This is a genomic window from Mesorhizobium loti (assembly GCF_013170705.1).
GTDB classification, from domain to species: Bacteria; Pseudomonadota; Alphaproteobacteria; order Rhizobiales; family Rhizobiaceae; genus Mesorhizobium; species Mesorhizobium loti_D.
In genome coordinates, this window is sequence record NZ_CP033334.1 from 1482884 (window position 1) to 1496529 (window position 13646).

Below are 13646 nucleotides of genomic sequence, written 5' to 3' on the forward strand. Positions count from 1 at the left end.
CGCGGCATCCGCGCTCCGACCCTCCCCACAGGGGGGAGGGTGGAAGGCGCGCATCTGACTCCCGCATCACCGCCGGCATCATCGCGCTCGCCGCGATCACGCTGCTGATCGGTGGCGCGTTTGCCGGCTTGCTCGTCGAAGGCGCTCATGACTTCTCGGGCGCGTGGGCGGCCTTCGATCCCTATCTCCTTCGCGTCGTGCGCTTCACGCTCTGGCAGGCAATCCTTTCGACGCTGCTTTCGGTCATCCCGGCACTCTTCGTCGCACGCGCCCTGTCGCGGCATCCGCGCTTCCTTGGCCGCGCCTTCATCCTGCAGCTCTTTGCCGTGCCGCTGGCGCTGCCGGCGATCGTCGCGGCGCTCGGCATCCTGGCGCTCTACGGTCGCGCCGGCTACTTCGCCGGGCTGTTCAGCGCGATTGGCGGCGGGGGCTGGCCTGGCATTTACGGCCTGTCCGGCATTCTCGTCGCCCATATCTTCTTCAACCTACCGCTTAGCGTGCGACTGCTGCTCGAGGCGCTGCAGACCATTCCCGCCGACCAGTGGCGGCTGGCGAGCCAGCTCGGCATGGGCGCGCGGCCGGCGTTCCGGTTGATTGAATGGCCGACGCTGCGTGCCGCTCTGCCTGGCGTCGCCGGGCTGGTCTTCATGCTCTGCATCACGTCTTTCACCATCGTTTTGACGCTCGGCGGCGGGCCTGCCGCGACGACGCTGGAGGTCGGCATCTATCAGGCGCTGCGCTTCGATTTCGATCCCGCGCGCGCGGTCGCCCTGACATTGCTGCAGATCGCCCTGACCTTTGTCGTGGTGCTGGCGCTGACGCGGCTTGGCGCCAACGTCGTCGGCGACACCAACCTGCCGGTCGCGCCGCGCCGCTATCTCTCCGTCAACGGAACCGAGGCGTCGCTGAACGCCGCGCTCATCGTTTTGGCGCTGCTGTTCGTTGTCGGACCGATGGCCGCGACCGTGGCCGCCGGTTTGGGCGCCGATCTCGGCCGGCTCGCCGGCGAGGCCGCCGTCCGGCAAGCGACGCTGACCAGCGCGGTGCTCGCCTTCCTGTCGGCGCTGCTCTCGGTGATGCTGTCGCTGGCGCTCACCATGGCGCGGCGAGCGCTGGCGCTGGGCCGCCGTGCCGGGCCAAGGACATTGCTTGAGCACGCAACCGACACCGGCGCGGGGTTCGTCCTGGTCGTGCCGCCCATCGTCATCGGCGCCGGCTGGTTCCTGTTGCTGCGCCATGCCGGCGATGTCTTCGCCGTGGCCCCGGTGATGGTTGTCACCGTCAATGCTGTCATGGCGATGCCGTTCGCGCTGCGGGCCGTCCGTCCCGCCTATGACGCGGCGAGCGAGCGTCACGAACGGCTCTGCGCGCAGCTCGGCATTGCCGGCTGGGCGAGATTGCGGCTGGTCGACTGGCCATCACTGCGGCGTCCGCTCGCCACCGCTTTTGCTTTCGCCATGGCGCTTTCGCTCGGCGATCTCGGCGTGATCGCGCTGTTCGGCAGTGATTCCGTGCAGACCTTGCCCTACCTTCTCCTGGCGCGCATGGGCAGCTACCGCACCGAGGACGCCGCCGGCCTGGCGTTGTTGCTTGGCTTCGTCTGCCTCGCATTTGTGCTGGCCGCGGATTGGCTCGGCAGGGAAAAGGTCGGCAATGTCTGACGGGGCAATGGACAGGAAGGGCGTTCCGGTGCGGCTGGACAAGGTTTCGTTCAGCTATGGCGAGGCTCCGCTCGCCTTCGATGTCACGTTCGCCGCGGCGGAAATCACCGCCATCATGGGGCCGAGCGGTTCGGGCAAGTCGACGCTGCTCAACCTCATAGCCGGGTTCGAGACGCCGTTGTCCGGCCGCGTGCTGATCGGCGGGACCGACGCCGGCGCCGCGCCACCGGCTGAACGGCCAGTGTCGATGGTGTTCCAGGAAAACAACCTTTTCGCCCATCTGTCCGTCGAGCAGAATGTCGGGCTCGGCCGCTCGCCATCGCTGCGGCTGACGGAGGCGGACCGCGCTGATATCGCCGGGGCGCTGGCGCGCACAGGCCTTGGCGGCAAGGAAAAACGCTTGCCGCGCGAGCTCTCCGGCGGCGAGCGCCAGCGCGTCGCCCTGGCGCGCGTGCTGGTGCGTGATCGCCCGGTGCTTCTGCTCGACGAGCCCTTCGCTTCGCTCGGGCCAGCCTTGCGTGACGACATGCTCGATCTGGTCGCCGGCGTGCATGCGGAACGTGGCATGACGGTGCTGTTCGTCACGCATCAGCCGGAGGACGCCCGCCGCATCGGCCAGAATGTGGTGTTTCTGGACAATGGTATTGTGGCGGCGACCGGCAGCGCGGGCGATTTCTTTGCCGGGGCTGGTCCCGATGCGTTCCGGCGCTATATCGGTGCCAGTGCCGGGAATGCCGTATCACGAGATATTGCCCGGAAGCGGACATAATTTACGGTCAAACCGGCCTCAGGCGATGGGGCGCTTGCTTGCCATGGCAGAAGTAGTGTGGCTAGGTCCGCCCTACTGGTCCGGCACAAGCCGTGATTTGCCTACAGCATCCGCCGCACGTCTCGAGGGACGCGTGACGGATGCTGTAGAAGTTTGTTTTTTGCGCATGACAGGTTCCGAAGATCGCCCCCGATTTTCGTGGTCATGCGCCAGGACCTGAAAGGAAGCCGTTCTGGCGATCGGCGTTGACAAGCTGCGAATGAATCCACTGGCGCGCTTTCTGGCGCTGGCCGGCTTTGCCGTGGCGCTTGCAAGCTGCCAGATGTTCACGCCTCCGGAGGTCCAGGAATCCGGCTTCCAGCCGTCCGACAAGCCGATCACGGTCGACAATGTCGCCGCCAACAACAAACTCGCCGAACTCGCCAAGGCGCAGCACCCGCGCATCCTGGCCACCTATGGCGGCGAGTATTCCGATCCCAAGCTCGAGCGCATGGTCGCCAAGGTGGTCGGCAACCTGACCGTCGTGTCGGCGAACCCGACCCAGACCTACCGCATCACCATCCTCAACTCGCCCAACGTCAACGCCTTCGCGCTGCCGGGCGGCTATCTCTACATCACGCGCGGGCTGCTGGCGCTGGCCAATGATTCGTCCGAACTCGCCGCCGTCATCGCGCATGAGATGGGTCACGTCACCGCCAACCACGGTCTGCAGCGCCAGCAGCTCGAGGCCGAGGAAGGCCTGGCGACCAAGGTGGTCTCTGACGTGCTGGGTGACAGCCCGACCGCCAAGGCGGCACTGATCCGCGGCAAGCTCAGGCTGGCGCAGTTCTCGCGCAACCAGGAGCTTGAGGCCGACGCCATCGGCATCAAGTCGATCGGCGAAGCCGGCTACGATCCCTATGCCGCCGGCCGCTTCCTGCAGTCGATGTCGGCCTATACCGATTTCCGGTCGATCAGCGGTGCCACCGATGCCAGCCTCGACTTCCTGGCCACGCATCCAAACACGCCGCAGCGCATCGACCTGGCGCAGCGCCATGCCCGCCAGTTCGGCGCACCCGGGGTCGGCACGCGCGACCGCGATTCCTTCCTCGCCGGCATAGATGGCCTGCTCTACGGCGATACACCGGAGGAAGGCTATGTGCGCGGCGAGACCTTCCTGCATCCGGGGCTCGGCGTGTCGTTCACGGTGCCGGACGGTTTCATCATCGACAATTCGGCGGCGGCGGTGACAGCGACCGGGCCGGGCGACATCGCGATCCGCTTCGACGGCGTTTCGATCGACAAGAACCGCGCCTTGACCGACTATATCAGAAGCGGCTGGGTGGCTGGCCTCGACGACAGCACGGTCAAGCAGGAAACCATCAACGGCAACGAGGCGGCGACCGCGCATGCCGGCGCAGAAGGCTGGCAGTTCGACATAGCGGTGATCCGCGCCGGCGGTCAGGTCTACCGGCTCCTGACCGCGGCTCCCTCTGCCAGCACCTCGCTGGACACGGTCGCGCGCTCGGTCAGCGGCTCGTTCCGTATCCTGAGCGCCGCTGAGAAGGCGGCCTTGAAACCGCTGCATATCCGCGTGCTCACCGTGCAGCCGGGCCAGACCATGGGCACGCTCGCCGCGCAGATGGTCGGCGTCGACCGCAAGCTCGACCTGTTCCGGGTGCTCAATGCGCTGTCGCCGGGGGCCGCGGTTTCGGCCGGCGACAAGGTCAAGATCGTCACCGACAAGTAAGAGCACGCTCCAAACTCACTTCGCTGGACGCCTGCCGCGGGTTTTTGTGCTTCCGGTTCTCATGGACTTAGAGTCCACTCCGCTCCGGTTCTCGAAACCCACGCCATTCGCCTCAGCGGAGCGAGTTTTCAACGCGCTCTTGATCCCGTGCTTTGAGCGGTCAGGCGGCTGTCGCCAGAAACTCCGGATTCTGCTTCACCAGCGCGACCTTGAGCTTTTCCATGGCGCGCGCCTCGATCTGGCGGACGCGTTCCTTGGAAATGCCAAGCGTCTCGCCAAGCGCCTCGAGCGTGGCGCCTTCGTCGTTCAGCCGGCGCTCCTCGATGATCCTCAGTTCGCGCGCGTTAAGCGCACGAAGCGCCTCTCGCAGCCAGAGCGAGCGGCGCGCGACATCGATCCTGTCGCCGACGATCTCGTCGGGCAGGGGATCGTCCGAGACCAGGAAGTCCATGCGCTCGGTGCCGCCTGAATCGTCGGCAAGCGGCACGTTGAGCGAGGAGTCGGGTGCCGACAGCCGCGAGTCCATCATCGCCACATCAGCCTCGGAAACGCCAAGCGCAACCGAAACTTCGCGGTAGAGCGTTGTGTTGGAGAGCGGCTCCGCACCGTTCGCCAGCCGGGCGCGCAGGCGCCGCAGGTTGAAGAACAGCGCCTTTTGCGCCGAACTGGTGCCGCCGCGCACAATCGACCAGTTGCGCAGGATGTAATCCTGCATCGAGGCGCGGATCCACCACGTCGCATAGGTCGAGAACCGCACTTCGCGTTCCGGCTCGAAGCGGGCGGCGGCCTCGAGCAGGCCGACATGGCCTTCCTGGATCAGGTCGCCGAGCGGCAGGCCGTAATGGCGGAATTTCGAGGCCATGGAAATGACCAGCCGCATATGGGCGACGGTGATGCAGTGCAACGCGTTCTGGTCGTTGTCTTCCTTCCAGAGCAGGGCCAGCCGATGCTCCTCATCCCGTTCGAGATAGGGAGCCTTCATCGCCGCGCGGACCATGATCCGTCCTGCCGTGTCTTCCATCATGAGGCGCTCCCTGGTTCAGGCGATACGACTTGCGAACTTGGCAGGGCACCGGTTGAAATCGCCGCGTCGCGCCCTAGAACAGCCAAAACTGCCATGCGCGAGAAAGGTTCCGCTGGCGCGGGCGGGCGAGTGACGCTGTTCAGGCGATTTCAAACCGTCGCCCGGACGCCTCGGACGCTGCTAACAATCCCTTTTTGAGAATTACGTTTCGGAAATTATTTGTTTTTGAAATCTGATTCCTTATTCTTTCTGTCGGCATCTGTCATTTTCCAGCCCTCACAACAGGCCGGATTTCAGGCCAAGGACGGGATCACAAAAAGATGAAATGGCTCAAGTCGCTTATCGTCGCCGGAACGCTGCAGGCCTTGGCGGTCACTTCAGGCCATGCGGGCGCCAATCTCGATCAGATCAAGCAGGCCGGCGTCATCAAGGTCGGCACGGAAGGCACATACGCACCCTTCACCTATCATGACGCTTCGGGCGCGCTGGTCGGCTTCGACGTCGAGATCGCCAAGGCGATCGCCGACAAGCTGGGTGTCAAGGTCGAGTTCCTTGAAGGCAAGTGGGATGGGCTGATCGCCGGTCTCGACGTCAGCCGCTATGACGCCGTCATCAATGAGGTCGGCATCACCGACGCACGCAAGGCCAAGTATGATTTCTCCGATCCCTACATCGCTTCCAAGGCGGTGCTGATCGTGCGCGGCGACAACAATGACATCAAGACTTTCGCCGACCTCAAGGGCAAGAAGTCGGCGCAGTCGCTGACCTCGAATTTCGGCAAGCTGGCCGAGGCCAACGGCGCCGAGCTCGTCGGCACCGACGGCTTCGACCAGTCGATCCAGCTTCTGCTGACCGGCCGTGCCGACGCCACCATCAATGACAGCCTGTCGTTCCTCGACTTCAAGAAACACAAGCCCGACGCCAATGTGAAGATCGCCGCGCAGGAAGAAAACGCCGATTATTCCGGCGTTATCGTGCGCAAGGGCGATCCCGAGCTGGTCGCGGCCATCAACAAGGCACTGGCCGATATCAAGGCCGACGGCACCTATAAGAAGATCGCCGACACTTATTTCGGCCAGGACGTTTCGAAGTAGTTGATTATCGGGGCCGGTTTTTCGGCCCTGCAACATGCCCAGCGGCGAGCCGTCTTTGACGGCCCGCCGCTTTTGTCGTGATATGGCGCCTGCATTCGCATTCCGATAACGCCGCCGCGATCATTCTGGGGGTCTTTCGTGCCGCACTGGCTGCAACTGATGCTGGAGTCGCTGCCTTCGCTGCTCTGGGCCGCTCTCATCTTCACCGTGCCGTTGACGCTGTTGTCGTTCGTCCTCGGCCTGACGGTTGGCCTCGGCGCGGCACTTGGCCGGCTGTTCGGACCAAGGCCGCTGGTCGCGGTCGTGCGCTTCTATGTCTGGATCTTCCGCGGCACGCCGCTCCTGGTGCAACTGTTCCTGATCTTCTACGGCCTGCCGTCGCTTGGCATCCTGCTCGACGCCTTCACGGCAGCGTTGATCGGCTTTACGCTCAACATCGGCGCCTACACGTCGGAGATCATCCGCGCGGCAATCGGCTCCGTGCCGAAAGGCCAGTGGGAAGCCGCCTATTCGATCGGCATGACCTGGAGCCAGGCGATGCGGCGCACCATCCTGCCGCAAGCCGGCCGCGTCGCGGTGCCGCCGCTTTCCAACACCTTCATCTCACTGGTGAAGGACACGTCGCTGGCCGCCGCCATCACCGTGCCGGAGATGTTCCAGGCGGCGCAGCGCATCGTCGCCACCAGCTATGAGCCGCTGATCCTCTATGTCGAGGCGGCGATCCTCTACCTGGCGATGAGTTCGGTGCTGTCGGCCTTGCAGACGCGGCTGGAGGAGCGGCTCAACCGCTATGGCGGCTTCCTGGAGGCGCGCTCATGATCGGCCTCACCAATATCGAAAAGCGCTTCGGCGACAATCTGGTGCTGAAGGGCGTGACAGTCGCCATTGCGGAAGGCAGCGTCACCGCGCTGGTCGGCCCTTCAGGCGGCGGCAAGAGCACGCTCTTGCGCTGCATCAACCTGCTGGAAATCCCGACCTCGGGCACGGTGCGCATAGGCGACGAGACGCTCGAGTTCCGTCCGGGCATCAAGGTGCCGGCGAGCGACATCAGGCGGTTGCGCCTGCAGACCGGCATGGTGTTCCAGAATTTCCAGTTGTTCCCGCATCGCACCGCGATCGAGAACGTCATGGAAGGCCTGGTCACGGTGCTGAAATGGTCGCCCGAGAAGGCCCGCGAGCGGGCGCTCGCCTTGCTGGAAAAGGTCGGGATGGCGCACAAGGCCGACGCCTGGCCGGCGACGCTGTCGGGCGGCCAGCAGCAGCGCGTGGCGATTGCCCGCGCCCTGGCGCCATCACCGAAGGTGCTGCTGTGCGATGAGCCGACTTCGGCGCTTGATCCTGAATTGGCGCAGGAGGTGGTCGATGTGCTTGGCAAGCTCGCCAGCGAAGGCACGACCATGGTGATGGCCACGCATGACCTGCGGCTTGCCTCCAAGATCGCCCAGGAGGCGGTGTTCCTCGACGCCGGCGTCATCGTCGAGAAGGGGCCGTCCACGGTGCTGTTCGGCAACCCGGAGCGAGAACGGACGAAGCGGTTCATCGCGACGCTGAAGCAGGAGGCGGAGAGGGAAGGCGGCGGCTGAACTCTCTACCCCCTTGTGGCGAGTGCAAGTCAAAACAAAAAACCCGGCGCGAGGCCGGGTTTTTCGAATTCGAAGGCCAAAGAGCCTCAGGCAGCTTCTTCCTGCTCGGCTTCCTCATTGTCAGCCTTGGCGCCGCGCTTAGGGCCCTTGTTGAGGTTCACCTCGATCAGGCGCACGGCTTCGGTTTCCGACATGCGGTTGACGGCCGCGATCTCGCGGGCCATGCGGTCGAGCGCGGCCTCATAGAGCTGGCGTTCGGAATAGGACTGCTCCGGCTGATTGTCGGCGCGGTAGAGGTCGCGCACGACTTCCGAGATCGAGATCAGGTCACCCGAATTGATCTTGGCATCATATTCCTGGGCGCGGCGCGACCACATGGTGCGCTTGACGCGGGCGCGGCCCTGAACGACCTTGAGCGCGCGCTCGACATAATCTTCCTCCGACAGCTTGCGCATGCCGATGGAGGTCGCCTTGGCGACCGGCACCTTCAGGCGCATCTTGTCCTTCTGGAAGTCGATGACGAACAGTTCCAGCTTGTGACCCGCCACTTCCTGCTCGTCGATCGACACGATTTGGCCGACGCCGTGCGCCGGGTAGACGATGTACTCACCAGTCTTGAAACCGTGACGCGCTCCGGTGGACTTCTTCTGCGGGGTGATCGTTGCCATTACGCCCTGAACTCCTTGTTGTGGTACCGGCGTCCTGCCGGCCCGAACTCGTGCGACCGGGGAAACCGATCGTTAGCCGCACAACAGGTGAACCCACCGGAAAGGCTGGGACCGGCAAACCGCATGGATTGCGACCGCCTGGCCCAGATCGCTCTGGTCCGGAATGGGATTTTTCACCTTTCAGTGATTTGGGGCGTCTGCGCCATAAATCGACGTTGTGTCACCGGCATGTTTCGCTGATGTAACACAAAAAGTCGGAAGAATCAAGGTTTTGCTGCGTTCGCGCAGGCCACAGGTTCGCGCCGCCTGTCAAGGCGGTTTATGTGACATGTCTCTTACGCTGCGTAATACCGGCCTTTACGGCCGCATTGTCAATCGCCTTCACCGGGCTCGGCCGAGAAGTATTTCTCGAACTTGCCGGCCTCGCCGTCGAAGGTCTTGGCGTCTGCCGGAGGCTCCTTCTTGGCGGTGATGTTGGGCCATTTCTCGGCATATTCGGTGTTGATCTGCAGCCATTTGTCGAGGCCTGGCTCGGTGTCCGGCTTGATCGCGTCGGCTGGACATTCGGGCTCGCAGACGCCGCAGTCGATGCACTCGTCGGGATGAATGACGAGCATGTTCTCGCCTTCGTAGAAACAGTCGACCGGACAGACCTCGATGCAGTCCATGTATTTGCATTTGATGCAATTGTCGGTCACGACATAGGTCATCGGTCGGCTCCGGGACGCCCCAGCTTTAATGGGCCAGTTTTGTTGGGCTTTTTCCGTGAGGTAACGCCTTTGTCCGTCGCTTGCAAGGGCGGCCATGCGCGGCGGCATCGTCGTTTCCGGAATGGAATTCCAGACATCGGGTACGGCGGAAGCCTGTCATGTCCTCGGGAGGGTCTTGTTTGCGGGGTTCGGCTTTGCCCCAAGCCGCGTCATTGACGTGAAGTCGTTATGCGGTGTTGAGCGACGGGATCATTCTTCGCCAAGCAAGCGGTCGGTCTGCCGGCGTTCTTTCTTGGTGGGGCGGCCGCTGCCGGCCTCGCGCAGCGCCGGAATCGCATCGGGAAGGGCCTCACCCTTCGGTGCGGGTGGCGGCGACATGTCCTCATAGAGGGTGCGGGCTTCTTCCGCCGGGCCGCGCCGGACGCCGGCGCCGATCACCTTCCAGACGAAAATGCGCCGGTCCAGCGTGATGGTCAGCACGTCGCCCGGCTTGACCAGATCAGAGGCCTGCGCTGCTTTGTCGCGATTGATGCGCACGCGCCCGGCGACGACGAGCTTCGCCGCCAGCGAACGCGATTTCACCGCGCGTGAGAAGAACAGCCATTTGTCGATGCGCTGGCGGCCTTCGGCAACCATCGAACCCTACCGAGCCTACTTCTTCAGCTGGTCGCGCAAGGCGGCGAGCTTGGCGAAGGGCGAGTCTGGATCGAAGCGCACCGGGCGTTCCTCGCGCGGCTTCGGCTGGAAGGCCGGCTTGGCGCCGCCCTTGCCGCGATCGGGGCCACCCTTGCCCTCGGGCCGGCCACCCTTCCAGTCGGGGCGGCCTTCGCGGCGTTCGGGACGATCGCCCTGGGGCCGACCGTCACGGCGCTGTTCACCTTCACCCGGTGGCTTGGGCTTGAACTTCGACCGGTCGAAGCGCGGCTTGCCGGCGCCGTCACGCCGCCCTTCATGGGCGGGGCGCTCTCCGGGAGCAGCCGTGGCCGGTGCGCCGCCGGAGTCGGCCGGTGCATTGTTTCGGCCGCGCGCTTGTCCGTTGCGCTGGCGATTGTTGCGGCCTTCGTGATGGCGGGGGCGCTGCTCGAAACGGCCCTGGCGCCACAACAGGATCGGCTTGGGCGCTTCAGCTTCTGGAGCGGGCTCGCCGGGGGGCGCTTCGGTAGGCACGTCCGAAACCGCTTCCGTCGCGGGTGCAGCTTCGGGAACTGGCTCCACTGTGGCTTCGACGGATTCAGCTTCCGCCTCTGGCTCGGCAGCAGGTTCAGCAGTTGCTTCGGCGACAGCCTCAGTTGCGGGCTCTTCCGCGACTTCGGCCGAAGCTTCGGTTGGCTCTTCCGCGACAGGTTCTGCTGCGGCTTCCGCGATGACCTCGGCCGGAGCTTCGACAGCAGCCGGTTCCGAACCCTCGATCGCTGCCTCCGCCGCAGCATCTGTCGCGGCAGCCTGCGCAGCCCTGGCCTGCTCGGCGCGTGTGGCTTCTTCCGCCGCAAGCCTGGCTGCTGCGGCTTCCCGTGCGGCAGTGTCCTGCGCTTCCAACCGCGCCTTGACCTCCGCCGCCGGCTTCGGCTCGGCGCGATAGCCCAGGCCCTTGAGGATCTCTTCCATGTCGTCGGCGGTTGCGCCGAGGATCGACATCATCGGCGGCGTCACCATGAAGGACTGGCCGTCATAGGCGCCGTCCGGACGCTGGCCGAGGCCAGGCTTCCAGTTGGTCGCCGGACGGATCAGGTCGGCCAGCCGCTCCAGAATGTCGATGCGCACGGCGCGGCGGCCGAGATTGCGGTAGCCGGCGAGCTTGTAGAAGGCCTTGTCGAAGGCCGGATCGATGACCACCGAAGTGCGGCCGGACGCCAGCGCATGGACCACGTCGCCAAAGCCGGGCTTGTCCTTGCCGTCATTCTTCAGCGCCCACAGCAAGGTCACCAGTCCGGCGGGTGCCGGCTTGATCAGCGCCGGGACGAAGACATGATAGGCGCCGAAGCGCACGCCAAGCCGGCGAAGCGCCGCGCGACCCTCCTGGTCGAGCGACTTCATCTCCTCGGCAATGTCGCGGCGGTTGATGAGGCCGAAATTCTCGACCAGCTGGAAGGCGATACCACGGCCGATGCCGGAAATCTGGTCGGCGTTCTTCAGGTCGACCAGCGGCTTCAGCAGCGACTCGATCTGGAAATTGACGAAACGTTCGGCGCGCGCGGCGACCTTGTCGCGCGCTGGGCCGGTCAGCTGTTCGTCGGCCAGCAGCACGAGGCGCGGCTTCAGCGCGTCTTCGCCGGAGACCAGCGTGCCGATCGGCGCGCCGATCCAGCGCAGCGTGCCGTCCGAGCCAAGTGCCAGGTCGCCATTGGCGCAGGCGCCAAAACGGTCGGCGCGCGCCTCGAATTCGGCGGCCAGCGCCTTTTGCGCGGCGGTGCGCACGGCCTTGGCGTCTTCGCCGCCGGCGGTCTGGTCGGCGGTGAAGCGGAACCCTTGCAACTCGCCGACATGATGGCCTTCGACAAGGACGGTTCCGGTAGGGCTTATTTCGGCTTCAGGCATGGTATTTTCTCTAAGGCGCCGCATGAGGACGGAAGTCCTGCGGTCTACGAAGCGTTTCGTCAACCGCTCATGCAGCGCATCCGACAATCTGTCTTCGATTTCGCGCGTCTTTTCCTGCCAGTGTGCCTGATCGGCCAGCCAGCCGGGCCGGTTCGACACGAATGTCCAGGTGCGGATCTGGGCAATCCGGTGCGACAGCGTGTCGATGTCGCCCTCGGTGGTGTCGGCGCGGCGCACTTGCTCGGCCATGTAATTCTCGTCGACATGGCCTCGCTTGGCGAGGTCCATATAGATCGACGCGATGAGGTCGGCATGCTGCGCCGGGGCGATCTTGCGGTAGTCGGGCAGCGCGCAGGCTTCCCACAGGAGCGCCACGCGTTTGGCGTCGGTCGCCAGCGCGCGGATATCCTCGTCGCGGGAAAGATATTCGAGCGCCTGCGCGTCGACCGCCGGCAGAGCGCGCGTCAGACCCTCCACCGGAGCGTTGGTCTCGATCGAGCGCTTCAGCGCGTCCAGGCTGGCGAAGTCGAAATGCGCGGTGCGCCACTGCAGCACCTTCACCGGATCGAAGTCATGGCTTTCGATCTTCTTGACCAGTTCCTCGTCGAGCAGATCGACCTGGCCGGTGACGCCGAAAGTGCCGTCGCGCAGATGGCGTCCGGCGCGGCCGGCGATCTGGCCGAGCTCGGCCGCCGTCAGGTTGCGGTACTGGTAGCCGTCGAACTTGCGGTTCTGGGCGAAGGCGACATGGTCAAGATCGAGGTTGAGGCCCATGCCGATGGCATCGGTGGCGACGAGATAGTCGACATCGCCCGATTGGAACAATGCCACCTGGGCGTTGCGGGTGCGCGGCGAGAGCGCGCCGAGCACGACGGCGGCGCCACCTTGCTGGCGTCGGATCAGCTCGGCGATGGCATAGACCTCGTCGGCGGAGAAGGCGACGATCGCGGTGCGGCGCGGCAGGCGCGTCAGCTTCTTCGAGCCCGCATAGGCGAGATGCGAAAGCCTTGGCCGCGTCACCACGGAGACGCCCTTCAACAGGCGCTGCAGGATGCCGTGCATGGTGGCGGCACCGAGCAGGAGCGTTTCCTGGCGGCCGCGAAGATGCAGGATGCGGTCGGTGAAGATGTGGCCGCGCTCGAGGTCGCCGGCGAGCTGCACCTCGTCGATGGCGACGAAGGCGGCGTCGGTCTCGCGCGGCATGGCCTCGACCGTGCAGACCGAATATCTGGCGCCTGGCGGCTGGATCTTCTCCTCGCCAGTGATCAGAGCGACTTTATGGGCGCCGACCTTTTCGCAGACGCGCGTGTAGACTTCCCGCGCCAGCAATCTGAGCGGCAGCCCGATGACACCGGTTTCATGCGCCACCATGCGCTCAATGGCGAGGTGGGTCTTGCCGGTGTTGGTCGGCCCAAGCACGGCGGTCACGTCGCGGCCCGACAGGATCAGCGGCTCGGTATGTTTCGGCTGGATGTTCATCGGCTCGGAAATAAGGCTTTCTGGCCTCTCATTGTCGGGAGCGTGCCTTCAAACTGGCGCGTATGACAGGCGACACATAGGGATTTCGTGCGCGAAGCGAAAGCGGAATGTTCCGTGGGCGGCTCGAAGGCCTCTTTGCACAGCGCTAAATTGGCTATCGCTTAACTGATGGAACGAGTCTGGAACGAATCGGCGACGAATCAGTGACTCGACCAGATTCAGCTTTTGTTCACGGCTATATGTGGATTTCGTGAGCGTGACTCTCACCACATGCTGAATCCCTGAACTGGCCCGTTTTATGCTAAGCGACCTCAGCTATTAAGCTTTGCCGAGAAACGACGGCGGCGGCACGATATCCATCACTCAAGATTATGAAATTGTTAATCTTTCTGAA

At 64.5% G+C, this 13646-nt stretch carries 11 protein-coding genes; 6 read left to right on the top strand and 5 right to left on the bottom strand.

Annotated elements, in window-relative coordinates:
• The first annotated feature begins 65 nt into the window (after positions 1-65).
• The 3 genes from thiP (at position 66) to EB815_RS07200 (ending at position 4159) form a co-directional block, all read left to right on the top strand.
• A complete protein-coding gene (gene thiP, locus EB815_RS07190; protein WP_065005545.1) occupies positions 66-1661 on the top strand; it encodes a thiamine/thiamine pyrophosphate ABC transporter permease in 1596 nt (531 codons plus the stop codon).
• Positions 1654-2430 (top strand): thiamine ABC transporter ATP-binding protein, encoded by a 777-nt coding sequence (thiQ, locus tag EB815_RS07195; RefSeq protein ID WP_056575512.1) that lies wholly within the window; start codon positions 1654-1656, stop codon positions 2428-2430. The genes thiP and thiQ overlap by 8 nt, the downstream gene beginning before the upstream one ends.
• 259 nt (positions 2431-2689) lie before the next feature.
• Positions 2690-4159 (top strand): M48 family metalloprotease, encoded by a 1470-nt coding sequence (locus EB815_RS07200; RefSeq protein WP_056575515.1) that lies wholly within the window; start codon positions 2690-2692, stop codon positions 4157-4159.
• A gap of 160 nt (positions 4160-4319) precedes the next feature.
• On the opposite strand, the gene EB815_RS07205 is transcribed toward EB815_RS07200, so the two are convergent.
• The gene (locus EB815_RS07205; RefSeq protein ID WP_056575518.1) at positions 4320-5183 is read right to left on the bottom strand and encodes an RNA polymerase factor sigma-32; all 864 of its coding nucleotides are present in this window, start codon (positions 5181-5183) and stop codon (positions 4320-4322) included.
• A 320-nt stretch (positions 5184-5503) separates the two neighbouring features.
• On the opposite strand from EB815_RS07205, the gene EB815_RS07210 reads away from it, so the two are divergent.
• The 3 genes from EB815_RS07210 to EB815_RS07220 all read left to right on the top strand — a co-directional run bounded on the left by EB815_RS07210 (position 5504) and on the right by EB815_RS07220 (position 7860).
• The gene (locus EB815_RS07210) at positions 5504-6277 is read left to right on the top strand and encodes an amino acid ABC transporter substrate-binding protein (protein ID WP_056575520.1); all 774 of its coding nucleotides are present in this window, start codon (positions 5504-5506) and stop codon (positions 6275-6277) included.
• A gap of 138 nt (positions 6278-6415) precedes the next feature.
• Positions 6416-7096 carry an amino acid ABC transporter permease gene (locus tag EB815_RS07215; RefSeq protein WP_056575523.1) on the top strand — a complete coding sequence of 227 codons (681 nt, stop codon included), beginning with the start codon at positions 6416-6418 and terminating at the stop codon, positions 7094-7096.
• Complete coding sequence (locus tag EB815_RS07220; protein WP_056575525.1) at positions 7093-7860, top strand: amino acid ABC transporter ATP-binding protein; 768 nt, start codon at positions 7093-7095, stop codon at positions 7858-7860. Before EB815_RS07215 ends, EB815_RS07220 begins: the two co-directional genes overlap by 4 nt.
• Positions 7861-7946: 86 nt before the next feature.
• Here the strand turns inward: EB815_RS07220 and EB815_RS07225 are convergent, their stop codons facing one another.
• The 4 genes from EB815_RS07225 to EB815_RS07240 all read right to left on the bottom strand — a co-directional run bounded on the left by EB815_RS07225 (position 7947) and on the right by EB815_RS07240 (position 13252).
• Positions 7947-8528 carry a CarD family transcriptional regulator gene (locus tag EB815_RS07225; RefSeq protein ID WP_010911999.1) on the bottom strand — a complete coding sequence of 194 codons (582 nt, stop codon included), beginning with the start codon at positions 8526-8528 and terminating at the stop codon, positions 7947-7949.
• Between the two features lie 371 nt (positions 8529-8899).
• Positions 8900-9238: a ferredoxin FdxA gene (gene fdxA, locus EB815_RS07230; protein WP_008873823.1), complete on the bottom strand. Its 339-nt coding sequence runs from the start codon at positions 9236-9238 to the stop codon at positions 8900-8902.
• 249 nt (positions 9239-9487) lie between these two features.
• Positions 9488-9874 carry an RNA-binding S4 domain-containing protein gene (locus EB815_RS07235; RefSeq protein ID WP_056575528.1) on the bottom strand — a complete coding sequence of 129 codons (387 nt, stop codon included), beginning with the start codon at positions 9872-9874 and terminating at the stop codon, positions 9488-9490.
• Between the two features lie 15 nt (positions 9875-9889).
• Positions 9890-13252, bottom strand: coding sequence for a helicase-related protein (locus tag EB815_RS07240; protein WP_056575531.1), 3363 nt, complete (start codon positions 13250-13252; stop codon positions 9890-9892).
• Positions 13253-13646: the final 394 nt, after the last annotated feature.